The organism is Escherichia sp. WS338 (genome assembly GCF_046486405.1).
In the GTDB taxonomy this organism is placed as follows: domain Bacteria; phylum Pseudomonadota; class Gammaproteobacteria; order Enterobacterales; family Enterobacteriaceae; genus Escherichia; species Escherichia coli.
Map to the genome: position 1 here is coordinate 48921 of NZ_JBJQLL010000016.1, position 24143 is coordinate 73063.

The following is a 24143-nucleotide window of genomic DNA, read 5'->3' on the forward strand; positions in this document are numbered from 1 at the left end:
ATCAATTCATTTTCCCTGTACCATAAAGTTTATCCTTCACATCCTGCCGAACGCGGGTCTTGTACCCCCCGTTGTGAAGATCTTCATACGGAGAAAAAGAATCTTTACTCCACCCCAGCAACACTTTATCGCTAGGCATAAAATGCACGTGCAGGTAATTTTCTCCCCATTCTCTTTTTGGGAGAGGTAACGTCATATTGCGTTTCTCCAGACGCATTCCAGCATTATACTGTGTACGAGTAGTACTTAATGTCCATATAACCTCTGCCGTATCCCCACTGACATCACCGCAACAGGTGATTGAACCGCCACCATTCGCAAAAGCATTCGCGCCCGCCACGCCGTTAACACTGAATCCCAGTATCGGACGGTCAATTTCACTGTGGATTTCCAGTATCACTCCACCTCTTGGTCCTCCCCATACTGCCTGTCCTATATTCCACAACACGACCAGTACTGGAACGACAATTAACGTCCGCCATACCCAGCGCCCCCAGCGGGCATAACCGCGCGTAAGCTTTTGGTCAAATTTTTCCAGTTGGGTAAATAGCCCCATCGATTTTATTCCCTCTTCTCACCTGGTTGGCAAAGTTGCACGTCACTGGCGACTAAGGTCAGACAACGAAATTTCGTGGTACGCCACTCTCTTAAAAGTCCCATGCAGGCGATAAGAACAAGACAACAAACAAACCACATTGCGATAGTGCATAAAGCCATCCTGGCGCGAGGTGCCGATCACGAAACTACCAGCAAAACATAAATCGCCACGTGTAAGCGTTATACTCGCAGCATTTCCTCACTTTTCAGACTTCATAAAGAGTCGCTAAACGCTTGCTTTTACGCCTTCTCCTGCGATGATAGAAAGCAGAAAGCGATGAACTTTACAGGCAATCCATAATGAAAAACGTGTTTAAGGCACTCACTGTATTACTTACTCTCTTCAGCCTGACGGGCTGCGGTCTGAAAGGTCCGCTCTATTTCCCGCCTGCAGATAAAAACGCACCGCCGCCGACCAAACCGGTAGAGATGCAAACGCAATCCACGGTGCCGGATAAAAACGACCGCGCCACTGGCGATGGTCCATCCCAGGTGAATTACTAAAAGTCAGTTTCTGTACCCGCGTGATTGGAGTAAATGATGCAGTTCTCGAAAATGCATGGCCTTGGCAACGATTTTATGGTCGTCGACGCGGTAACGCAGAATGTCTTTTTTTCACCGGAGCTGATTCGTCGCCTGGCGGATCGGCACCTGGGGGTAGGGTTTGACCAGCTGCTGGTGGTTGAGCCGCCGTATGATCCTGAACTGGATTTTCACTATCGCATTTTCAATGCTGATGGCAGTGAAGTGGCGCAGTGCGGCAACGGTGCGCGCTGCTTTGCCCGTTTTGTGCGCCTGAAAGGGCTGACTAATAAGCGCGATATCCGCGTCAGCACCGCCAACGGGCGGATGGTTCTGACCGTCACCGATGATGATCTGGTCCGCGTAAATATGGGCGAACCCAACTTCGAACCTTCCGCCGTGCCGTTTCGCGCTAACAAAGCGGAAAAGACCTATATTATGCGCGCCGCCGAGCAGACAATCTTATGCGGCGTGGTGTCGATGGGAAATCCGCATTGCGTGATTCAGGTCGATGATGTCGATACCGCGGCGGTAGAAACGCTTGGTCCTGTTCTGGAAAGCCACGAACGTTTCCCGGAGCGCGCCAATATCGGTTTTATGCAAGTGGTTAAGCGCGAGCATATTCGTTTACGCGTTTATGAGCGTGGGGCAGGAGAAACCCAGGCCTGCGGCAGCGGCGCGTGTGCGGCGGTTGCAGTAGGGATTCAGCAAGGTTTGCTGGCCGAAGAAGTACGCGTGGAACTCCCCGGCGGTCGTCTTGATATCGCCTGGAAAGGTCCGGGTCACCCGTTATATATGACTGGCCCGGCGGTACATGTCTACGACGGATTTATTCATCTATGAAGCAACCAGGGGAAGAACTGCAGGAAACACTCACGGAGCTTGATGACCGGGCGGTTGTCGATTATCTGATTAAAAATCCTGAGTTTTTTATCCGCAATGCGCGCGCAGTAGAAGCGATACGTGTGCCGCATCCGGTACGCGGCACCGTTTCGTTGGTCGAGTGGCACATGGCCCGCGCACGTAATCACATTCATGTTCTGGAAGAGAACATGGCGTTGTTGATGGAGCAGGCTATCGCCAACGAAGGCCTGTTTTATCGCTTACTCTACTTGCAGCGTAGTCTCACCGCCGCCAGCAGTCTCGACGATATGCTGATGCGCTTTCACCGCTGGGCGCGCGATCTCGGCCTGGCGGGTGCGAGCCTGCGCCTGTTCCCGGATTGCTGGCGTTTAGGTGCGCCGTCGAACCACACTCATCTGGCATTAAGCCGTCAGTCTTTCGAACCGCTGCGTATTCAGCGTTTGGGGCAGGAACAGCACTATCTTGGGCCGCTTAACGGACCGGAGCTGCTGGTGGTGCTACCGGAAGCGAAAGCGGTGGGATCGGTGGCGATGTCGATGCTGGGAAGCGATGCTGATTTGGGTGTCGTGCTGTTTACCAGTCGCGATGCCAGTCACTATCAACAAGGGCAGGGAACGCAGTTACTTCATGAAATTGCGCTGATGTTGCCGGAGCTTCTGGAGCGTTGGATTGAACGCGTATGACCGATTTACACACCGATGTAGAACGCTACCTACGTTATCTGAGCGTGGAGCGTCAGCTTAGCCCGATAACCCTACTTAACTATCAGCGTCAGCTTGAGGCGATCATCAATTTTGCCAGTGAAAACGGCCTGCAAAGCTGGCAGCAATGTGATGTGACGATGGTGCGCAATTTCGCTGTACGCAGCCGCCGTAAAGGGCTGGGAGCTGCAAGTCTGGCGTTACGGCTTTCTGCGCTACGTAGCTTTTTTGACTGGCTGGTCAGCCAGAACGAACTCAAAGCCAACCCGGCGAAAGGTGTTTCGGCACCGAAAGCGCCGCGTCATCTGCCGAAAAACATCGACGTCGATGATATGAATCGGCTGCTGGATATTGATATCAACGATCCCCTCGCCGTGCGCGATCGGGCAATGCTGGAAGTGATGTACGGCGCGGGTCTGCGTCTTTCCGAACTGGTGGGGCTCGATATCAAACACCTCGACCTGGAGTCCGGCGAAGTGTGGGTGATGGGGAAAGGCAGCAAAGAGCGCCGCCTGCCGATTGGTCGCAACGCTGTGGCGTGGATTGAGCACTGGCTTGATTTGCGCGACCTGTTTGGTAGCGAAGACGACGCGCTTTTTCTGTCGAAACTGGGCAAGCGTATCTCCGCGCGTAATGTGCAGAAACGCTTTGCCGAATGGGGCATCAAACAAGGGCTGAATAATCACGTTCACCCGCATAAATTACGTCACTCGTTCGCTACGCATATGCTGGAGTCGAGCGGCGATCTTCGTGGTGTGCAGGAGCTGCTGGGTCATGCCAACCTCTCCACCACGCAAATCTATACTCATCTTGATTTTCAACACCTTGCCTCGGTGTACGATGCGGCGCATCCACGCGCCAAACGGGGGAAATAATGCGTTTTTACCGGCCTTTGGGGCGCATCTCGGCGCTCACCTTTGACCTGGATGATACCCTTTACGATAACCGTCCGGTGATTTTGCGCACCGAGCGAGAGGCGCTTACCTTTGTGCAAAATTATCATCCGGCGCTGCGCAGCTTCCAGAATGAAGATCTGCAACGCCTGCGCCAGGCGGTACGGGAAGCGGAACCCGAGATTTATCACGACGTGACGCGCTGGCGTTTTCGTTCGATTGAACAAGCCATGCTCGACGCCGGGCTGAGTGCCGAAGAAGCCAGTGCAGGCGCACACGCAGCAATGATCAACTTTGCCAAATGGCGCAGCCGAATCGATGTCCCGCAGCAAACCCACGACACCTTAAAACAGCTGGCGAAGAAATGGCCGCTGGTGGCGATCACCAACGGTAACGCCCAGCCGGAGCTGTTTGGTTTAGGGGATTATTTTGAGTTTGTGTTGCGCGCTGGCCCGCACGGGCGCTCAAAACCGTTCAGCGATATGTACTTCCTGGCGGCGGAAAAACTCAACGTGCCGATCGGCGAGATCTTACATGTCGGGGACGATCTCACCACTGACGTGGGTGGGGCAATTCGCAGCGGAATGCAGGCCTGTTGGATCAGACCGGAAAATGGCGATCTGATGCAAACCTGGGACAGCCGTTTACTCCCGCATCTGGAAATTTCCCGGTTGGCATCTCTGACCTCGCTGATATAATCAGCAAATCTGTATATATACCCAGCTTTTTGGCGGAGGGCGTTGCGCTTCTCCGCCCAACCTATTTTTACGCGGCGGTGCCAATGGACGTTTCTTACCTGCTCGACAGCCTTAATGACAAACAGCGCGAAGCGGTGGCCGCGCCACGCAGCAACCTTCTGGTGCTGGCGGGCGCGGGCAGTGGTAAGACGCGCGTACTGGTGCATCGTATCGCCTGGCTGATGAGCGTGGAAAACTGCTCGCCATACTCGATTATGGCGGTAACGTTTACCAACAAAGCGGCGGCGGAGATGCGTCATCGTATCGGGCAGCTGATGGGCACCAGCCAGGGCGGCATGTGGGTCGGCACCTTCCACGGGCTGGCGCACCGTCTGCTGCGTGCGCACCATATGGACGCCAATCTGCCGCAGGATTTTCAGATCCTCGACAGCGAGGACCAGCTACGCCTGCTCAAACGCCTAATCAAGGCGATGAACCTCGACGAGAAGCAGTGGCCGCCGCGCCAGGCAATGTGGTACATCAACAGCCAGAAAGATGAAGGCCTGCGTCCACATCATATTCAAAGCTACGGTAATCCGGTGGAGCAGACCTGGCAGAAGGTGTATCAGGCGTATCAGGAAGCGTGTGACCGCGCGGGCCTGGTGGACTTCGCCGAGCTGCTGCTACGTGCTCACGAGTTGTGGCTTAACAAGCCGCATATCCTTCAGCACTATCGCGAACGGTTTACCAATATCCTGGTGGATGAATTCCAGGATACCAACAACATTCAGTATGCGTGGATCCGCCTGCTGGCGGGCGATACCGGCAAAGTGATGATCGTTGGCGATGACGACCAGTCAATCTACGGCTGGCGTGGGGCGCAGGTCGAGAATATTCAGCGTTTCCTCAATGATTTCCCCGGTGCTGAAACTATCCGTCTGGAGCAGAACTACCGCTCTACCAGCAATATTCTGAGCGCCGCTAACGCCCTGATTGAAAACAATAACGGGCGTCTGGGTAAAAAACTGTGGACCGATGGCGCGGACGGTGAGCCTATTTCCCTCTATTGCGCTTTTAACGAACTCGACGAAGCGCGTTTTGTGGTTAACCGTATCAAGACCTGGCAGGACAATGGCGGGGCGCTTGCCGAGTGCGCCATTCTCTACCGCAGCAACGCCCAGTCGCGTGTACTGGAAGAAGCACTGTTGCAGGCGAGTATGCCGTACCGTATTTACGGCGGGATGCGCTTCTTCGAACGCCAGGAAATCAAAGATGCGCTCTCGTATCTGCGCCTGATTGCCAACCGTAATGACGACGCGGCGTTTGAGCGCGTGGTGAATACACCAACGCGGGGTATTGGTGACCGGACGCTGGACGTGGTACGTCAGACATCGCGCGATCGCCAGTTAACACTCTGGCAGGCATGTCGTGAACTGTTGCAGGAAAAAGCCCTCGCCGGACGTGCTGCCAGTGCCTTACAGCGGTTTATGGAACTGATCGACGCCTTAGCGCAGGAAACTGCCGATATGCCGCTGCATGTACAGACTGACCGGGTAATTAAAGACTCCGGCCTGCGCACAATGTACGAGCAGGAGAAAGGCGAAAAAGGCCAGACGCGTATCGAAAACTTAGAGGAACTGGTAACGGCGACGCGCCAGTTCAGCTACAACGAAGAAGACGAAGATTTAATGCCGCTGCAGGCGTTCCTCTCCCATGCGGCACTGGAAGCGGGCGAGGGGCAGGCGGATACCTGGCAGGATGCGGTGCAGTTGATGACGCTACACTCGGCGAAAGGTCTGGAATTCCCGCAGGTGTTTATCGTTGGTATGGAAGAGGGCATGTTCCCAAGCCAGATGTCGCTGGATGAAGGCGGGCGTCTGGAAGAAGAACGCCGTCTGGCCTACGTTGGCGTAACCCGCGCGATGCAGAAACTGACGCTGACCTACGCGGAAACCCGCCGTCTATATGGCAAAGAGGTTTACCATCGCCCGTCGCGCTTTATCGGTGAGTTGCCGGAAGAGTGTGTGGAAGAGGTGCGCCTGCGCGCCACGGTAAGCCGCCCGGTCAGCCATCAACGGATGGGGACGCCGATGGTCGAGAACGACAGCGGCTACAAGCTCGGCCAGCGCGTACGCCACGCTAAGTTTGGTGAAGGCACCATCGTCAATATGGAAGGCAGCGGTGAGCATAGCCGTTTGCAGGTGGCGTTCCAGGGCCAGGGTATTAAATGGCTGGTGGCGGCTTACGCCCGGTTGGAGACGGTGTGACGTTGCGGGATGCGGTGCGCCACACCGCATTCCGCATCAGCACCTTACTTAGCGCACTTCTTCACATCAATATTCCAGTCAGCACCAGACGCAACCTGATGTTTCTGCGCAAAATTATCCATATTCAGCGCCACGGAAACATTCAATAAGCTGTTCAGATACACCATCGGCTGGCCTTCCGGCACATCGCCGAAGCTTGCGACATACGGCATTTTCCCTGCGTATTTTTGCTGGGAACCTTCGGAAATGGTCACACACAACGTGTCGTTGAGTTTGATTCCTGCCTGTTTCAGCAACTCGTCGCTGATATTGCTCCAGACGTTGCCGTACTGAATATCGAGAATCGGGATATTGCCCTTCACTTCACCTTTTGTTGCTTTTGCTTTCTGATAAGAAAGTTCGACAACTTTTGCAGGAAGCTCTGGCCCCACCTGTTCGAACGTAATCGCTCCGGAAGCCAGACGCGCACCAGTGTAGGCATATACATCGCGACCATGGAAGGTATATGACTTTTCAGAACCTTTCAGGCGGTTAGCTTTTTCGTCGATTTCCCGGACGCTATCAATACCCAGAGTTTGTGCCACCAAAGTGAGCGTACCGTTATCTGGTGAAACGAAGTATTGACCGTTTTTGGTTTTCAGCACTACCGATTTACGGTCAGTGCCTACGCCCGGATCGACCACGCTAACAAACACCGAACCTTGCGGCCAGTAACTGGCAGTCTGATACAGGCGATAAGCGCCTTCCCAGATGTTATACGGTGGAATTTCGTGTGTTAAATCAAAGATTTTAAGATTATGGTCAACGCCGAATGCGACCCCTTTCATCGCCGAGACGGCACCATCTTTCAGGCTAAAATCCGTTTGTAAAATCAAAGCGTTATCCGCATAAGCGGATGATGACCCCAGACAGGTTAATAAAAATAATGTTGCGAGCGTTTTTTTCATTTTTGTTTCCCTTCATTTATCTGATGATTTTCCAGCTGTGTAGCCAGCCCCAGTTTGTCTGGCCTCCTCGAGTGTACAATGTTTAACCTTTCTGCTCGACGGAAATCATGGTGACAAAAGGATAGCGTTGCCACGGGATTGCCTCGCCTTTCATATACATATGTGAAATTGTGCCATCAAGATAAAGCAGCTGCCCAACGTTCAGTTTCGCTTTGGCATAACAGGCAAAATCATAAAAATTTGTCGCCTGCTGGCTCAACAAAAACACGGCGTTCCCATGTTTATTAATCCCAACACCGTTACGAATTTTACGTGAGGCGACGTTGGGATGAATACGCGGATTAATTACACCGTTTTCCATCAACAATGGCCCTGACTGCACCGCAAACTGAATCTCTTTACTGGTTTTAAAGGCATCCAGACGAACGATGCCGACTTTATCTCCCGCGACATAAAACACTCCGCCAGGACGAATAAAGAAATTCCCTTCACCTGAAGCGAGATTTAACGCCACCTTCTGCTGACCGTTTTCGATGTACAAACCGAGCGGCGCATAGCTTTCATCATAGATGCCGCCGTTCATCGCCATCTGCACCTGACCCTGACTATTAATATCCGCCAGCAGAGCATGTAACGTTCCCCACGCTTCGCCATTGGCTTTTTGCCAGTACATTTTCACCCGCTCTGTTTGAGGATTAACGGTATACGCCTGTACGGTCAGCGTCGGATCTGAGGGTGCGCAATCATCAGCGGCAACAGCAAACAAGGGAAGTAAGGTGAGGGTGAGAAAAATCCGTTTGAGATTCAAGGTGATCATTCCTTTACCAATGAATAGCCGATGCGCCATTATAGGCCCTGGATGTGGGATTTTTTTATCCTGTTAGCGACCTTGACGAGTACCAAAAAGCGCGAAGTTCAACTATTGTTCTGTGGTGTTCTGTTGCGTGTTGACGGCAAAATTTTGCTGGCGTAACATGCGCGCACGATCACTCTAAGAGGACATTCGCCTTGGACACACCCAGTAGATACTGGCTCACTATCCTGTCATCCAGGATCAACTCCTAAGGCTATCCCTTTTTGCTGATAGCCTTAGCGGTTGTCAGCGACCTCAATTTTTCCCGTCGCGCTGAGTCAGGCTGTTTAATGGTCTGAAACCCAATTTGTTTCTGTGTGCCCACCGAACTGTCCGATATTTTAAGCATTGGGAGTCCCGGTCATGCTGAGCGCATTTCAACTGGAAAATAACCGACTGACCCGGCTGGAAGTCGAAGAGTCACAACCCCTTGTAAATGCAGTATGGATTGATCTTGTCGAACCGGACGACGACGAGCGACTGCGCGTACAATCTGAACTTGGTCAGAGCCTGGCAACCCGCCCGGAACTGGAAGACATCGAAGCATCGGCACGTTTCTTTGAAGACGATGACGGCCTGCATATTCACTCCTTCTTCTTCTTTGAAGATGCGGAAGATCACGCCGGTAACTCTACTGTGGCATTTACCATCCGTGATGGTCGTCTGTTTACTCTGCGTGAGCGTGAACTGCCTGCATTCCGTCTGTATCGTATGCGCGCCCGTAGCCAGTCAATGGTGGACGGTAACGCCTACGAGCTGCTGTTGGATCTGTTCGAAACCAAAATCGAACAGTTGGCGGATGAAATTGAAAACATCTACAGCGATCTGGAGCAGTTGAGCCGGGTGATTATGGAAGGGCATCAGGGCGATGAGTACGACGAGGCGCTCTCCACGCTGGCGGAACTGGAAGATATCGGCTGGAAAGTTCGCCTGTGTCTGATGGATACCCAGCGTGCGCTCAACTTCCTGGTACGTAAAGCACGCTTACCGGGTGGGCAACTGGAGCAGGCGCGTGAAATCCTGCGAGATATCGAATCCCTGCTGCCGCATAACGAATCCCTGTTCCAGAAGGTGAACTTCCTGATGCAGGCGGCGATGGGCTTTATCAATATCGAGCAGAACCGCATCATCAAAATCTTCTCGGTGGTATCCGTGGTGTTCCTGCCACCGACGCTGGTCGCTTCCAGCTACGGGATGAACTTTGAGTTTATGCCGGAACTGAAGTGGAGCTTCGGCTACCCAGGCGCGATTATCTTTATGATCCTCGCGGGCCTGGCACCGTATCTGTACTTTAAGCGGAAGAACTGGTTGTAATATAAATGCCGGGTAAAGATTGTTCTTTATCCGGCTTATTGCTGAAAATTGTCTTTTTCAAAGTCATGCGGGTTGAACACTCGCTCTATCTTATTTTCCTGGGTTAGTTGATACTCATTGTTATCAGCAATAAAAAAATGAGTATTACGGTAAGGATATTCATTAATAACCATTAAATAGTTTTTTACGATGCAATTATCATTGCTCTTAATCGTCGGGAAACAGTAGAGATCTTCATACGGCCCTTCGATATATTTTTTATAGTCAGTGAAGCCATTACCGATATCAATAACATACCAGGTATGCCAACTACCTTCTGGTAGGGGATGTTGATTTTTAATTTCATTCTGATGCTTCAGATACCAATTTATTTTATCGCTGTCAGTCCATGGCAGATGATCAACGACCAGAAAGACTGAATTGCCAGCATCAGAGTATGTATACAAAATCTGTACAGGACGCAATGTCCATAAATTATAGATGCAGCATAGAAGAAATAAACATAATATAATTTTCTGGAGTTTGCTTTTCATAGATAATTTTCGATTCTTTCTATAGTGTTAAAATTGGTGAAAAAAGGTTTGAAAGCAAAGTCTTTATGCCGTTGTAAAAAGAACCATATGCGAAAAAATCTATATTTGCTATAAGTCTTGTTTTTGATATCAGTTACATCAAGACCGAAGTGGTCCTGTGCTACAAAATGAATTGTTGCACTCCATCCTATAGCGTATTTTTGAAAACTTAAAAGAGATATTTTTTGAGCTGAAATATCATGAACACTGATTCCTAAGCCATTAAAACTGTCCTCGAAGTCATTAAATTTATTTAGTCTTGATGAAAGTAATTCGGTCTTAATCTTTTGTAGGAGAAGAGGCCGGTATCCTATCGTAGGTGTTGAAGAAATATCATTTTCGATACATTCTTTGATTACACGTATTGGGCTATTATAATCATATTTGTTTATTCGTTCATGAAAAGATAAGTTCAATTCCTGGCTATGGAAACTGTTGCCATTTCCATATCTAAAATGATCAATCAGATCCTGGATGAGTGTTTTGTATTGTCCAAAAAAGGAAAACATTTTTGCCAGATCTTTCATTTCTGCAAATAAAATATCAATACATTCACTTTGTGATATTTTTGTTCCAGAAGTTGGAACACTAAAAGCACCATAAGTAGAATTCGGCCCAGGAAAATGGTATTTAATGAGGCGGTAAGGATCAACTTTTGCAGAGATGTCGCTCAAGCCGAGTGAGAGAAAATCTTGTTCTTCCATATCCCCATATTGCATATCATCAGCAGAAAAATCATCGAATAAAGTAATAGTTTCGAAAAGTGTACAGGGCATATTAATTGATGAGCCTAATATGTTGTTCATTTATATTCTCCTTTCTTATAATTAATGGCAATGTTAATTTGATAAGAAATAATAGGCTAAAAAAATTTTAAAAAAGAAATGCACTTCACATTTTTCATTACATTCTGAAGAGAACTTGGTTAATGATTGGTCTTGCTCATCGCTAATAACATAATGCTGAATTTACCAAAAATGAAATTTATTAAAGCAAATGAAAATATACAACGACGTCTGGAAATTCTGCCTTTCCTTATGTGAGTCTCCTGTCAGCATGGCAATATGCCCACTCTCATGCAAGAGTCGGCATATTTTTTCAGAATATATTTATTTTTTATTTGGCCGTTCTACGCTGCGTATAAATCGCATCCATCACAAAAATTGCCAGCGCCACCCAAATAAAGGTGAAAGTCACCATCTTATCGGCACCCGGTTTTTCACCATAAAACGTCACTGCCAACAGGAACATTAGCGTCGGCCCAATGTACTGGAAAAAGCCTAATGTTGAGAGTCGTAAGCGTGTAGCTGCTGCGGTAAAACATAACAGTGGCACGGTGGTGACAATACCGGCGGCGATCAGCAGTAAATTCAGCGACATCGGGTTTTGCCCCATATGGCTGGTTGAGCTGTCGGCAATAGCAAACAGGTAAATCGCCGCCACGGGCAGCAGCCACATGGTTTCGATTAACATGCCGGTTTGCGCTTCAACGGCAATTTTCTTGCGTACCAGGCCGTAGAAGGCAAAACTAAACGCCAGCCCCAGCGCGATGATTGGCAGCGAACCAAAAGTCCAGAGCTGGACCAATACACCACATATCGCCAGAATCACCGCCAGCCATTGCATCCGGCGGAATCGCTCGCCGAGGAAAATCATCCCCAGCACAATGTTCACCAGCGGGTTAATAAAGTAACCAAGGCTCGCTTCCAGCATATGGTGATTGTTCACCGCCCAGATAAACAGTAGCCAGTTGCCACCAATCAGCACGGCAGAGACTGCCAGCATGAAGATTTTCTTTGGTGTCTGAATCAGCGTTTTTAAATAGGACCACTGGCGGCAAATGCTCATCAGCACCACCATAAAGAAAAACGACCAGATCACGCGATGCGTCAGGATCTCATCGGCGGGCACGTAGTAAATCAGCTTGAAGTACGCTGGCGCAATACCCCAAATAAAATAAGCGGCAAGAGCGAGTAATACGCCCTGCCGCGTTTGTTTGGTGTCCATTGGCAAAACTCATTTTTTATTGGTAAAAGCAGTTTACCTGCTTTTACGTTATCAACCTACCATATAGGTGGCGGTGGCACTGGCTATATAAAGCTGTTCTTCATTGTGTAATTCAACGCGGGCAACGGCGACTTTATTGCCTGCACGCAACAGACTACTGGTAGCAGTAAAACGCTCGCCCCTGCCTGGGCGCAGATAATCGACGCGAAGATCAATGGTCCCCATCCGCGATAGCCGCTGGCGTAGTTCATCTTCACTGATGGTTTCGTGGCGGGTTAAGGTACTTCCCACGCACACCAGACCTGCGGCGACATCCAGCGCCGACGCAATGACCCCGCCGTGCAAAATGCTTTGCGCCCAGTTACCCACCATCATTGGCTGATTTTTAAAGGCCAGCTGTGCGAACTCTTTTTCGTAACGCTCCAGTTCCATCCCCAATGCGCGGTTAAATGGCATGTGATAAACAAACATCTCACCCACTAATTTCAGGGCTTGTTCAGCGGTCAGTACGGCAGACATATCATCCTTACACCTCATTGGTTAATGAAATGTTGATTTTATGCTTCTTAATTGTGGTTTTCTACTTTAGGAAGGGATAACTAACGGCAAAGGAGTTAAGTATGTAAAATAGCCCGCAGAAAAATATTCATCTAATCAATAATTCGTTACGGAGAACACGACCGATGCGGACTCTGCAGGGCTGGTTGTTGCCGGTGTTTATGTTGCCTATGGCAGTATATGCACAAGAGGCAACGGTGAAAGAGGTGCATGACGCGCCAGCGGTGCGTGGCAGTATTATTGCCAATATGCTGCAGGAGCATGACAATCCGTTCACGCTCTATCCTTATGACACCAACTACCTCATCTACACCCAAACCAGCGATCTGAACAAAGAAGCGATTGCCAGTTACGACTGGGCGGAAAATGCGCGTAAGGATGAAGTAAAGTTTCAGTTGAGCCTGGCATTTCCGCTGTGGCGTGGGATTTTAGGCCCGAACTCGGTGTTGGGTGCGTCTTATACGCAAAAATCCTGGTGGCAACTGTCCAATAGCGAAGAGTCTTCACCGTTTCGTGAAACTAACTACGAACCGCAATTGTTCCTCGGTTTTGCCACGGATTACAACTTTGCTGGCTGGACGCTGCGCGATGTGGAAATGGGCTACAACCACGACTCAAACGGGCGTTCAGACCCGACTTCCCGCAGCTGGAACCGCCTTTATACCCGCCTGATGGCAGAAAACGGTAACTGGCTGGTAGAGGTGAAGCCGTGGTATGTGGTGGGGAATACGGACGATAACCCGGACATCACCAAATATATGGGCTATTACCAGCTTAAAATCGGCTATCACCTCGGTGATGCGGTACTGAGCGCGAAAGGGCAGTACAACTGGAACACCGGTTACGGTGGTGCGGAGTTAGGCTTAAGTTACCCGATCACCAAACATGTGCGCCTTTATACTCAGGTTTACAGTGGTTACGGCGAATCGCTCATCGACTATAACTTCAACCAGACCCGCGTTGGTGTGGGAGTTATGCTAAACGACCTGTTTTGATGAATGGTTGTCAAATCTGGAATCCAGTATCCAGGATTACCCTCTCAGAGACTAAAAGCATTGCAGTTTCTCGCGCAGGCGCTGAAAATAGCGCCTGTTTTTATTTCAGGCAATCGGGGTGAATGTGGCGCAGGCGGAAGTGTTGAATCTGGAGTCCGGAGCTAAACAGGTTTTACAAGAAACCTTTGGCTACCAACAGTTTCGCCCCGGCCAGGAAGAGATTATCGACACTGTGCTTTCCGGTCGCGATTGCCTGGTCGTCATGCCCACCGGTGGCGGAAAATCCCTTTGCTATCAAATTCCTGCCTTATTGCTAAACGGCCTTACCGTGGTTGTTTCACCGCTGATTTCGTTGATGAAAGATCAGGTGGATCAACTGCAAGCCAACGGCGTGGCGGCGGCGTGCCTTAACTCGACGCAAACCCGCGAACAGCAACTTGAAGTGATGACAGGCTGTCGCACCGGGCAAATTCGTCTGCTTTATATCGCCCCGGAACGCCTGATGCTGGATAACTTTCTTGAGCATCTGGCGCACTGGAATCCGGTGTTATTAGCCGTTGATGAAGCGCACTGTATCTCCCAATGGGGCCACGATTTCCGCCCGGAATATGCCGCGCTCGGTCAGTTGCGCCAGCGGTTCCCGACGCTGCCGTTTATGGCGCTGACCGCCACCGCCGACGACACCACGCGGCAGGATATCGTGCGCCTGCTGGGGCTGAACGATCCGCTGATTCAAATTAGCAGTTTTGACCGTCCGAATATTCGCTACATGTTGATGGAGAAGTTCAAACCGCTCGATCAGCTGATGCGCTACGTGCAGGAACAACGCGGTAAGTCGGGGATTATTTACTGTAATAGTCGTGCGAAAGTAGAAGACACCGCCGCGCGTCTGCAAAGCAAGGGTATCAGCGCAGCGGCTTATCACGCCGGGCTTGAAAACGATGTCCGTGCGGACGTGCAGGAAAAATTCCAGCGCGATGACCTGCAAATTGTGGTGGCGACGGTGGCGTTCGGCATGGGCATCAATAAACCAAACGTTCGCTTCGTGGTGCATTTTGATATTCCGCGCAACATTGAATCCTATTATCAGGAAACCGGACGCGCCGGGCGTGATGGCCTGCCCGCGGAAGCGATGCTGTTTTACGATCCGGCGGATATGGCGTGGCTGCGTCGTTGTCTGGAAGAGAAACCGCAGGGGCAGTTACAGGATATCGAACGTCATAAACTCAATGCGATGGGCGCGTTTGCCGAAGCGCAAACTTGCCGTCGTCTGGTATTGCTGAACTATTTTGGCGAAGGGCGGCAGGAGCCGTGCGGGAACTGCGATATCTGCCTCGATCCGCCGAAACAATACGATGGTTCAACCGATGCTCAGATTGCCCTTTCCACCATTGGTCGTGTGAATCAGCGGTTTGGGATGGGCTATGTGGTGGAAGTGATTCGTGGCGCTAATAACCAGCGTATCCGCGACTATGGTCATGACAAACTGAAAGTCTATGGCATGGGCCGTGATAAAAGCCATGAACATTGGGTGAGCGTGATCCGCCAGCTGATTCACCTCGGCCTGGTGACGCAAAATATTGCCCAGCATTCTGCCCTACAACTGACAGAGGCTGCGCGTCCGGTGCTGCGCGGCGAATCCTCTTTGCAACTTGCCGTGCCGCGTATCGTGGCGCTCAAACCGAAAGCGATGCAGAAATCGTTCGGCGGCAACTATGATCGCAAACTGTTCGCCAAATTACGCAAACTGCGTAAATCGATTGCCGATGAAAGCAATGTCCCGCCGTACGTGGTATTTAACGACGCAACCTTGATTGAGATGGCGGAACAGATGCCGATCACTGCCAGCGAAATGCTCAGCGTTAACGGCGTTGGGATGCGCAAGCTGGAACGCTTTGGCAAACCGTTTATGGCGCTGATTCGTGCGCATGTCGATGGCGATGACGAAGAGTAGTCAGCAGGATAAAAAAGTGCCAGGATGAAGACTCCGTAAACGTTTCCCCCGCGAGTCTAATGTATGTTGATGTTATTCCTCACCGTCGCCATGGTGCACATTGTGGCGCTTATGAGCCCCGGTCCCGATTTCTTCTTTGTTTCTCAGACCGCTGTCAGTCGTTCCCGTAAAGAGGCGATGATGGGCGTGCTGGGCATTACCTGCGGCGTAATGGTCTGGGCAGGGATCGCGTTGCTTGGCCTGCATTTGATTATCGAAAAAATGGCCTGGCTGCATACGCTGATTATGGTGGGCGGTGGCCTGTATCTCTGCTGGATGGGTTATCAGATGCTGCGTAGCGCACTGAAAAAAGAGGTCGTTTCTGCGCCTGCGCCACAGGTAGAACTGGCAAAAAGCGGGCGCAGTTTCCTGAAAGGCTTACTGACCAATCTCGCCAATCCGAAAGCAATTATCTACTTTGGTTCGGTATTCTCGCTGTTTGTCGGCGATAACGTCGGCACCACTGAGCGCTGGGGCATTTTCGCGTTGATTATTATCGAAACACTGGCATGGTTTACGGTGGTTGCCAGCCTGTTTGCTCTACCGCAAATGCGCCGTGGTTATCAACGTCTGGCGAAGTGGATTGATGGTTTTGCCGGGGCGTTATTTGCCGGATTTGGCATTCATTTGATTATTTCTCGTTGATGCCAAACGCTTCATCAGAGTAAGTCGGATAAGGCGTTTATGCCGCATCCGACATTATTTTTCACGCATGCCTCGCCGATGCCAACAACGCTCCTACCAGCATAAACAGCGAGCCAAAAATCTTATTCAATGCCTTCATCTGTTTCGGCCCTTTTATCCATAACGCAATCCGTTGAGCAAGGGTGGCGTAACCGATCATCACAATAATATCGACCACAATAGTGGTGACGCCGAGCACGATATACTGCATCAGTTGTGGCTGCTGCGGCATGATGAATTGCGGAAATAGCGCCGCCAGAAACACAATACTTTTGGGATTGGTGAGATTGACAAAAACTGCGCGCTGGAACAAATGTCGACGCGATTGAGTAGAGGCCAGCGGTTTAAGATCAATTGCGCCAGCGGCGCGCCACTGCTGGATCCCAAGCCAAATCAAGTAAGCTGCGCCTGCCCACTTCAACACTTCAAACGCAATCACTGAGCGGGAAAATAGCGTCCCCAACCCCACGCCAACCAGCACAATATGAATCGCCAGTCCGGTCTGAAGCCCAGCAATAGACGCCACCGCGCCGCGATAACCGTGGTTGAGCGAGGTGGTCATGGTGTTGATTGCGCCAGAGCCTGGCGACAGGCTTAAAATGATCGATGTCAGCAGGTAGGCAAACCACCATTCTAAGGTCATGATGAACTCCCGGTGTGTCTATTTTTGTGCCACAATACGCTACTGTCGCAGCGTTGTGTCAGGCACGCTTAAAAAAACGATTTTACGTGGTTTAAGAGGCAGATTACCCGATGTTTCAGCAGCAAAAAGACTGGGAAACAAGAGAAAACGCGTTTGCTGCTTTTACCATGGGACCGCTGACTGATTTCTGGCGTCAGCGAGATGAAGCAGAGTTTACTGGTGTGGATGACATTCCGGTGCGCTTTGTCCGTTTTCGCGCACAGCACCATGACAGGGTGGTAGTCATCTGCCCGGGGCGTATTGAGAGCTACGTAAAATATGCGGAACTGGCCTACGACCTGTTCCATTTGGGGTTTGATGTCTTAATCATCGACCATCGCGGGCAGGGACGTTCCGGTCGCCTGTTAGCCGATCCGCATCTCGGGCATGTTAATCGCTTTAATGATTATGTTGATGATCTGGCGGCATTCTGGCAACAGGAGGTCCAGCCCGGTCCGTGGCGTAAACGCTATATACTGGCACATTCGATGGGCGGTGCGATCTCCACATTATTTCTGCAACGCCATCCAGGTGTATGTGACGCCATTGCGCTAACTGCGCCAATGTTTGGCATCGTGATTCGTATGCCGTCATTTATGGCACGGCAGATCCTCAACTGGGCCGAAGCGCATCCACGTTTCCGTGATGGCTATGCAATAGGCACCGGGCGCTGGCGCGCGTTGCCTTTTGCTATCAACGTACTGACCCACAGCAGACAGCGCTATCGACGTAACTTACGCTTCTATGCTGATGACCCAACGATTCGCGTCGGTGGGCCGACCTACCATTGGGTACGCGAAAGTATTCTGGCTGGCGAACAGGTGTTAGCCGGTGCGGGTGATGACGCCACGCCAACGCTTCTCTTGCAGGCTGAAGAGGAACGCGTGGTGGATAACCGCATGCACGACCGTTTTTGTGAACTCCGCACCGCTGCGGGCCATCCTGTCGAAGGAGGACGGCCGTTGGTAATTAAAGGTGCTTACCATGAGATCCTTTTTGAAAAGGACGCAATGCGCTCAGTCGCGCTCCACGCTATCGTTGATTTTTTCAACAGGCATAACTCACCCAGCGGAAACCGCTCTACAGAGGTTTAAATTTCTTATGTACCAGGTTGTTGCGTCTGATTTAGATGGCACGTTACTTTCTCCCGACCATACGTTATCCCCTTACGCCAAAGAAACTCTGAAGCTGCTCACCGCGCGCGGCATCAACTTTGTGTTTGCGACCGGCCGTCACCACGTTGATGTGGGGAAAATTCGCGATAATCTGGAGATTAAGTCTTACATGATTACCTCCAATGGCGCGCGCGTTCACGATCTGGATGGCAATCTGATTTTTGCTCATAACCTGGATCGCGACATTGCCAGCGATCTGTTTGGCGTAGTCAACGACAATCCGGACATCATTACTAACGTTTATCGCGACGACGAATGGTTTATGAATCGCCATCGCCCGGAAGAGATGCGCTTTTTCAAAGAAGCGGTGTTCAATTATGCGCTGTATGAGCCGGGATTGCTGGAGCCGGAAGGCGTCAGCAAAGTGTTCTTCACTTGCGATTCTCATGAAAAACTTCTGCCACTGGAGCAAGCGATTAACGCTCGCTGGGGCGATCGCGTCAATGTCAGTTTCTCTACCTTAACCTGCCTGGAAGTCATGGCTGGCGGCGTTTCAAAAGGCCATGCCCTGGAAGCGGTAGCGAAGAAACTGGGCTACAGCCTGCAAGATTGTATTGCCTTTGGCGATGGAATGAACGATGCCGAAATGCTGTCGATGGCGGGGAAAGGCTGCATTATGGGCAGCGCGCATCAACGGCTGAAAGATCTGCATCCAGAGCTGGAAGTGATTGGTACTAACGCCGAAGACGCGGTGCCGCATTATCTGCGTAAGCTCTATTTATCGTAATCGTTCTTTATTTGGTCAGTTGTCAACCTGATACTTCGCTACAATGGATACTCGTTAATCAAAGAGTTTTCCATTGTGGCGCTACTTATCATCACCACGATTCTGTGGGCCTTCTCCTTTAGCTTTTATGGCGAGTACCTTGCGGGGCACGTCGATAGCTATTTTGCGGTGCTGGTGCGCGTTGGTCTGGCGGCACTCGTTTTTCTGCCGTTTCTGCGCACCCGTGGCAATAGCCTGAAAACAGTCGGCCTGTATATGCTGGTGGGCGCGATGCAGCTCGGTGTGATGTATATGCTGAGTTTCCGCGCCTATCTCTACCTGACGGTTTCTGAACTGCTGTTGTTCACCGTACTGACGCCGCTCTACATCACGCTGATTTATGACATCATGAGTAAGCGCCGTCTGCGCTGGGGCTATGCTTTTAGCGCCTTGCTGGCGGTGATTGGTGCCGGGATTATTCGCTATGATCAGGTCACCGACCATTTCTGGACTGGTTTGTTGCTGGTGCAGCTCTCCAATATCACTTTTGCCATCGGCATGGTGGGTTACAAACGTCTGATGGAAACTCGCCCGATGCCGCAGCATAACGCCTTTGCGTGGTTCTATCTTGGCGCGTTCCTGGTGGCAGTGATTGCATGGTTCTTGCTAGGAAATACGCAGAAAATGCCGCAAACCACGTTGCAATGGGGCATTCTGGTGTTTCTTGGCGTGGTGGCTTCCGGGATTGGCTACTTTATGTGGAACTACGGCGCGACGCAGGTGGACGCCGGAACGCTGGGCATTATGAATAATATGCACGTTCCGGCAGGGCTGCTGGTAAACCTGGCTATCTGGCACCAACAGCCGCACTGGCCAACGTTTATTACAGGCGCGCTGGTGATCCTGGCCTCACTGTGGGTGCATCGTAAGTGGGTCGCTCCGCGCTCTTCACAAACGGCAGATGATCGCAGGCGTGATTGCGCGCTGAACGAATAAACGCTTCTGTAATCGGCTGACGCTGCTCGCCATCGCGCACGGCGGCGTACAGTCGGCTCCACAAGCCTTCGCCCAGGGTTTTGGTGACCACCAGACCCTGGCGTTCAAAACTCTCCACCACCCAATGCGGTAGTGCGGCAATACCCATCCGTGCGGCAACCATCTGAATCAACAATAAGGTGTTATCGACGCTTTTCAGTGACGGGCTGACGCCTGCCGGCTGAAGAAAATGCCGCCAGACATCCAGTCGGCTACGCTGCACCGGATAAATCAACAGCGTCTCGCTGGCGAGATCTTCCGGTGTAATTCGCGTTTTCGCCGCCAGTGGATGGTCAGGTGCTAACACCAGACGCACTTCATAGTCGAACATCGGCGAATAATGCAGGCCACTGCGCGGCAGAATATCTGACGTCATCACCAGATCCAGCTCGCCCTGTTGCAACGCAGGCTGCGGATCAAACGTTACGCCCGATTTAAAATCCATCTCCACCTGCGGCCAGTTCTTATGGAAATTTTCTAATGCGGGCGTCAGCCACTGAATACAGCTATGGCACTCTATGGCAATGCGCAGGCGCGTCTGCTGCGGTTCATTGCAGGCTTGCAGTGCCTGGCTAATTTGCGGCAGCACCTGATTTGCCAGTTGCAACAGGATTTCTCCCTGCGGTGTAAAGCGAAGCGGCTGGCTTTTACGCACAAATAGCCGGAAGCCAAGGCGTTGTTCCAGATCGCTAAACTGGTGAGACAGGGCGGATTGCGTTTGATGCAACGTCGCCGCAGCGGCTGCGAGCGAGCCGCAGTTCCGCAACGCTTGTAGCGTTTTCAGGTGTTTTACTTCGATCATGAAAGTCCTTCACTTCGGCATGAATAATTTGCGCTTGAGGAATATACAGTAACCGCCAATTATGGATGTGTAAACATCTGGACGGCTAAATACTAAAAATTCCATAAGGGGCATATAATGACAATTCTTAATCACACCCTCGGTTTCCCTCGCGTTGGCCTGCGTCGCGAGCTGAAAAAAGCGCAAGAGAGTTATTGGGCGGGGAACTCCACGCGTGAAGAACTGCTGGCGGTAGGGCGTGAATTGCGTGCTCGTCACTGGGATCAACAAAAGCAAGCGGGTATCGACCTGCTGCCGGTGGGCGATTTTGCCTGGTACGATCATGTACTGACCACCAGTCTGCTGCTGGGTAATGTTCCGCCACGTCATCAGAACAACGATGGTTCGGTAGATATCGACACCCTGTTCCGTATTGGTCGTGGACGTGCACCGACTGGCGAACCTGCGGCGGCAGCGGAAATGACCAAATGGTTTAACACCAACTATCACTACATGGTGCCGGAGTTCGTTAAAGGCCAACAGTTCAAACTGACCTGGACGCAGCTGCTGGAGGAAGTGGACGAGGCGCTGGCGCTGGGCCACAAGGTGAAACCTGTGCTGCTGGGGCCGGTTACCTACCTGTGGCTGGGTAAAGTGAAAGGTGAACAGTTTGATCGCCTGAGCCTGCTGAACGACATTCTGCCGGTTTATCAGCAAGTGCTGGCAGAACTGGCGAAACGCGGCATCGAGTGGGTACAGATTGATGAACCCGCGTTGGTACTGGAACTGCCGCAGGCGTGGCTGAACGCATACAAACCCGCTTACGACGCGCTCCAGGGACAGGTGAAACTGCTGCTGACCACCTATTTTGAAGGCGTAACGCCAAATCTCGACACGATTACTGCGCTGCCTGTTCAGGGTCTGCATGTCGATCTTGTACATGGTAAAGATGACGTTGCTGAACTGCACAAGCGTCTGCCTTCTGACTGGCTGCTGTCTGCGGGTCTTATCAATGGTCGTAACGTCTGGCGCGCCGATCTTACCGAGAAATATGCGCAAATTAAGGACATTGTCGGCAAACGCGATTTGTGGGTGGCATCTTCCTGCTCGTTGCTGCACAGCCCCATCGACCTGAGCGTGGAAACGCGTCTTGATGCAGAAGTGAAAAGCTGGTTTGCCTTCGCCCTGCAAAAATGTCATGAACTGGCATTGCTGCGCGATGCGCTGAACAGTGGTGATACGGCAGCTCTGGCAGAGTGGAGCGCTCCGATTCAGGCGCGTCGTCACTCTACTCGTGTACATAATCCGGCAGTAGAAAAGCGTCTGGCGGCGATCACCGCTCAGGACAGTCAGCGTGCGAATGTCTATGAAGTGCGTGCTGAAGCCCAGCGTGCGCGTTTTAAACTGCCCGCGTGGCCGACCACCACGATTGGTTCCTTCCCGCAAACCACGGAGATTCGTACCCTGCGTCTGGATTTCAAAAAGGGTAATCTCGACGCCAATAACTACCGTACGGGCATTGCGGAACATATCAAGCAGGCCATTGTTGAGCAGGAACGTTTGGGACTGGATGTGCTGGTACATGGCGAGGCCGAGCGTAATGACATGGTGGAATACTTTGGCGAGCACCTCGACGGGTTTGTCTTTACGCAAAACGGTTGGGTACAGAGCTACGGTTCCCGCTGCGTGAAGCCACCGATTGTTATTGGTGACGTTAGTCGTCCGGCGCCGATTACCGTGGAGTGGGCAAAATATGCGCAATCCCTGACTGATAAACCGGTGAAAGGGATGTTGACCGGCCCGGTGACTATTCTCTGCTGGTCGTTCCCGCGTGAAGATGTCAGCCGTGAAACCATCGCCAAACAAATTGCGCTGGCGCTGCGTGATGAAGTGGCGGACCTGGAAGCCGCTGGAATTGGCATCATTCAGATTGACGAACCGGCATTGCGCGAAGGTTTACCACTGCGTCGCAGCGACTGGGATGCCTATCTCCAGTGGGGCGTGGAGGCTTTCCGTATCAACGCCGCCGTGGCGAAAGATGACACACAAATCCACACTCACATGTGTTACTGCGAGTTCAACGACATCATGGATTCGATTGCGGCGCTGGACGCAGACGTCATCACCATCGAAACCTCGCGTTCCGACATGGAGTTGCTGGAGTCGTTTGAAGAGTTTGATTATCCAAATGAAATCGGTCCTGGTGTCTATGACATTCACTCGCCAAACGTACCGAGCGTGGAATGGATTGAAGCCTTGCTGAAGAAAGCGGCAAAACGCATTCCGGCAGAGCGTCTGTGGGTCAACCCGGACTGTGGCCTGAAAACGCGCGGCTGGCCAGAAACCCGCGCGGCACTGGCGAACATGGTGCAGGCGGCGCAGAATTTGCGTCGGGGGTAAAATCCAAACCGGGTGGTAATACCACCCGGTCTTTTCTCATTACAGCGGCGTCTTCCCAGCATACTGCGTAAACCATTCCAGATATCAGTTCATACCCTGTTTAAGAAAATCTTCTTTATTCCCTTCTCATGAAATAAATTTCGTCATTTCCGCCATTTTTTCTATCTGCCTCTCCATCACATATTAAAAATTACTTGATATCTCTATGTTTTTTAATGAAAAACATATCAACCTATGATCTTTCTTGTGACTAGCTTCACATTTCATACTGATGCATTGGAATGAAATAAAATTTCATGAGATTTTGTGTTTGAGAAAATTATTTCATGAGGTGTGAAATGGACGCAAAGCTGTACATCACTGAGATCATCAATGAATTAACCTTCGTTAAGGACTCTATCCGTGAGGATGACTGCACCAAATTGATCGACGCTATTCAGCAAAGCCAGCGCGTTTTCTGCTATGGCCTGGGACGTGCCGGCTTTTCCATGAAAGCCTTCACCATGCGCCTGATGCATATGGGAAAAGAGGTTTACTTCCTGACGGAAACCATTACGCCGAACTTTGGGCCTGGCGATCTGTTTATCGTTTCTTCCGCTTCCGGTGAGACAGCACAACTGGTGGCACTGGCGAAAAAAGCACGTCAGCTTGGCGGCGCTGTGGCGGTGTTAACCACGAATCGACACGCCACTATCACCGAGTTTGTCGATGTCATCGTGCAAATTAATGCCCCTTCCAAAAATCAAAAAGATTCTGTTTTCCGCTCGGCACAGCCGATGGCGTCGTTGTATGAGCAAGCTTTGCTGGTGATTGCCGATGCATTAGTGATGAAGATGGCTGCTGAAAGTGGTGCGCCGGAAAGTGAACTGTTTAAGCGCCACGCCAATCTGGAATAGTCGTCGCCGTTATTTGCTCGATAC

25 protein-coding genes are annotated in these 24143 nt (G+C 51.2%); 16 read left to right on the plus strand and 9 right to left on the minus strand.

All coding sequences use genetic code 11. From position 1 onward, the window contains the following. Position 1: 1 nt before the first annotated feature. Complete coding sequence (locus ACJHWT_RS15405; RefSeq protein ID WP_000522553.1) at positions 2-556, minus strand: DUF3304 domain-containing protein; 555 nt, start codon at positions 554-556, stop codon at positions 2-4. A 341-nt stretch (positions 557-897) separates the two neighbouring features. On the opposite strand from ACJHWT_RS15405, the gene lptM reads away from it, so the two are divergent. The 6 genes from lptM to uvrD all read left to right on the plus strand — a co-directional run bounded on the left by lptM (position 898) and on the right by uvrD (position 6521). Further along, the gene (gene lptM / locus ACJHWT_RS15410) at positions 898-1101 is read left to right on the plus strand and encodes an LPS translocon maturation chaperone LptM (protein WP_000799887.1); all 204 of its coding nucleotides are present in this window, start codon (positions 898-900) and stop codon (positions 1099-1101) included. A 36-nt stretch (positions 1102-1137) separates the two neighbouring features. Next, complete coding sequence (gene dapF / locus ACJHWT_RS15415; protein WP_001160654.1) at positions 1138-1962, plus strand: diaminopimelate epimerase; 825 nt, start codon at positions 1138-1140, stop codon at positions 1960-1962. Further along, positions 1959-2666 carry a DUF484 domain-containing protein gene (locus ACJHWT_RS15420; RefSeq protein WP_000812787.1) on the plus strand — a complete coding sequence of 236 codons (708 nt, stop codon included), beginning with the start codon at positions 1959-1961 and terminating at the stop codon, positions 2664-2666. Before dapF ends, ACJHWT_RS15420 begins: the two co-directional genes overlap by 4 nt. Continuing rightward, the gene (gene xerC, locus ACJHWT_RS15425; protein ID WP_000130691.1) at positions 2663-3559 is read left to right on the plus strand and encodes a tyrosine recombinase XerC; all 897 of its coding nucleotides are present in this window, start codon (positions 2663-2665) and stop codon (positions 3557-3559) included. The genes ACJHWT_RS15420 and xerC overlap by 4 nt, the downstream gene beginning before the upstream one ends. Continuing rightward, positions 3559-4275, plus strand: coding sequence for a 5-amino-6-(5-phospho-D-ribitylamino)uracil phosphatase YigB (yigB, locus tag ACJHWT_RS15430; RefSeq protein ID WP_001213584.1), 717 nt, complete (start codon positions 3559-3561; stop codon positions 4273-4275). Before xerC ends, yigB begins: the two co-directional genes overlap by 1 nt. 83 nt (positions 4276-4358) lie before the next feature. After that, positions 4359-6521 carry a DNA helicase II gene (gene uvrD / locus ACJHWT_RS15435; protein WP_000383407.1) on the plus strand — a complete coding sequence of 721 codons (2163 nt, stop codon included), beginning with the start codon at positions 4359-4361 and terminating at the stop codon, positions 6519-6521. Positions 6522-6565: 44 nt separating this feature from the next. Here uvrD and ACJHWT_RS15440 read toward each other — a convergent pair whose 3' ends face one another. Both ACJHWT_RS15440 and ACJHWT_RS15445 read right to left on the minus strand, forming a co-directional pair. Further along, positions 6566-7468, minus strand: a complete 903-nt coding sequence (locus ACJHWT_RS15440; protein ID WP_000751622.1) for an S-adenosyl-l-methionine hydroxide adenosyltransferase family protein — start codon at positions 7466-7468, stop codon at positions 6566-6568. A gap of 82 nt (positions 7469-7550) precedes the next feature. After that, on the minus strand, positions 7551-8315 hold the full coding sequence (locus ACJHWT_RS15445; RefSeq protein ID WP_000951147.1) for a phosphodiester glycosidase family protein: 765 nt from the start codon (positions 8313-8315) through the stop codon (positions 7551-7553). Positions 8316-8476: 161 nt separating this feature from the next. On the opposite strand from ACJHWT_RS15445, the gene ysgD reads away from it, so the two are divergent. Then, positions 8477-8533 carry a protein YsgD gene (gene ysgD / locus ACJHWT_RS15450; RefSeq protein ID WP_211180520.1) on the plus strand — a complete coding sequence of 19 codons (57 nt, stop codon included), beginning with the start codon at positions 8477-8479 and terminating at the stop codon, positions 8531-8533. Between the two features lie 151 nt (positions 8534-8684). Then, positions 8685-9635 carry a magnesium/cobalt transporter CorA gene (corA, locus tag ACJHWT_RS15455; protein WP_000947159.1) on the plus strand — a complete coding sequence of 317 codons (951 nt, stop codon included), beginning with the start codon at positions 8685-8687 and terminating at the stop codon, positions 9633-9635. A gap of 35 nt (positions 9636-9670) precedes the next feature. On the opposite strand, the gene ACJHWT_RS15460 is transcribed toward corA, so the two are convergent. The 4 genes from ACJHWT_RS15460 to yigI all read right to left on the minus strand — a co-directional run bounded on the left by ACJHWT_RS15460 (position 9671) and on the right by yigI (position 12733). Further along, entirely contained in the window at positions 9671-10168 is a 498-nt protein-coding gene (locus ACJHWT_RS15460; RefSeq protein ID WP_000837559.1) for a DUF943 family protein, read from the minus strand. Then, positions 10165-11013 carry a YPO3983 family protein gene (locus ACJHWT_RS15465; protein ID WP_001059675.1) on the minus strand — a complete coding sequence of 283 codons (849 nt, stop codon included), beginning with the start codon at positions 11011-11013 and terminating at the stop codon, positions 10165-10167. Before ACJHWT_RS15465 ends, ACJHWT_RS15460 begins: the two co-directional genes overlap by 4 nt. A gap of 310 nt (positions 11014-11323) precedes the next feature. Then, positions 11324-12214 (minus strand): EamA family transporter RarD, encoded by an 891-nt coding sequence (gene rarD, locus ACJHWT_RS15470; protein WP_000379996.1) that lies wholly within the window; start codon positions 12212-12214, stop codon positions 11324-11326. A 51-nt stretch (positions 12215-12265) separates the two neighbouring features. Further along, complete coding sequence (yigI, locus tag ACJHWT_RS15475) at positions 12266-12733, minus strand: acyl-CoA thioesterase YigI (RefSeq protein WP_001277142.1); 468 nt, start codon at positions 12731-12733, stop codon at positions 12266-12268. A 164-nt stretch (positions 12734-12897) separates the two neighbouring features. Here yigI and pldA point away from each other — a divergent pair, with 164 nt between their 5' ends. From pldA to rhtC, 3 genes are all read left to right on the plus strand, one after another. Next, a complete protein-coding gene (gene pldA / locus ACJHWT_RS15480) occupies positions 12898-13767 on the plus strand; it encodes a phospholipase A (protein WP_001259697.1) in 870 nt (289 codons plus the stop codon). Between the two features lie 124 nt (positions 13768-13891). After that, on the plus strand, positions 13892-15721 hold the full coding sequence (gene recQ / locus ACJHWT_RS15485; protein ID WP_000035580.1) for an ATP-dependent DNA helicase RecQ: 1830 nt from the start codon (positions 13892-13894) through the stop codon (positions 15719-15721). A gap of 63 nt (positions 15722-15784) precedes the next feature. Next, complete coding sequence (rhtC, locus tag ACJHWT_RS15490; RefSeq protein ID WP_000928844.1) at positions 15785-16405, plus strand: threonine export protein RhtC; 621 nt, start codon at positions 15785-15787, stop codon at positions 16403-16405. 61 nt (positions 16406-16466) lie between these two features. Here the strand turns inward: rhtC and rhtB are convergent, their stop codons facing one another. Beyond that, positions 16467-17087, minus strand: a complete 621-nt coding sequence (rhtB, locus tag ACJHWT_RS15495) for a homoserine/homoserine lactone efflux protein (RefSeq protein WP_000171701.1) — start codon at positions 17085-17087, stop codon at positions 16467-16469. A gap of 110 nt (positions 17088-17197) precedes the next feature. Here rhtB and pldB point away from each other — a divergent pair, with 110 nt between their 5' ends. From pldB to bioP, 3 genes are all read left to right on the plus strand, one after another. After that, positions 17198-18220, plus strand: coding sequence for a lysophospholipase L2 (gene pldB, locus ACJHWT_RS15500; protein ID WP_000487654.1), 1023 nt, complete (start codon positions 17198-17200; stop codon positions 18218-18220). A gap of 7 nt (positions 18221-18227) precedes the next feature. Next, positions 18228-19028, plus strand: a complete 801-nt coding sequence (yigL, locus tag ACJHWT_RS15505; RefSeq protein WP_065203451.1) for a sugar/pyridoxal phosphate phosphatase YigL — start codon at positions 18228-18230, stop codon at positions 19026-19028. Between the two features lie 75 nt (positions 19029-19103). Continuing rightward, positions 19104-20003: a biotin transporter gene (gene bioP, locus ACJHWT_RS15510; protein ID WP_001196241.1), complete on the plus strand. Its 900-nt coding sequence runs from the start codon at positions 19104-19106 to the stop codon at positions 20001-20003. Here the strand turns inward: bioP and metR are convergent. Next, a complete protein-coding gene (metR, locus tag ACJHWT_RS15515; protein ID WP_000573618.1) occupies positions 19891-20844 on the minus strand; it encodes an HTH-type transcriptional regulator MetR in 954 nt (317 codons plus the stop codon). The two genes, bioP and metR, sit on opposite strands and share 113 nt — an antisense overlap. A 117-nt stretch (positions 20845-20961) precedes the next feature. Here metR and metE point away from each other — a divergent pair, with 117 nt between their 5' ends. Then, the gene (metE, locus tag ACJHWT_RS15520; protein WP_000153954.1) at positions 20962-23223 is read left to right on the plus strand and encodes a 5-methyltetrahydropteroyltriglutamate--homocysteine S-methyltransferase; all 2262 of its coding nucleotides are present in this window, start codon (positions 20962-20964) and stop codon (positions 23221-23223) included. A gap of 338 nt (positions 23224-23561) precedes the next feature. Continuing rightward, entirely contained in the window at positions 23562-24119 is a 558-nt protein-coding gene (gene hxlB, locus ACJHWT_RS15525) for a 6-phospho-3-hexuloisomerase (protein ID WP_000339042.1), read from the plus strand. Positions 24120-24143 lie beyond the last annotated feature (24 nt).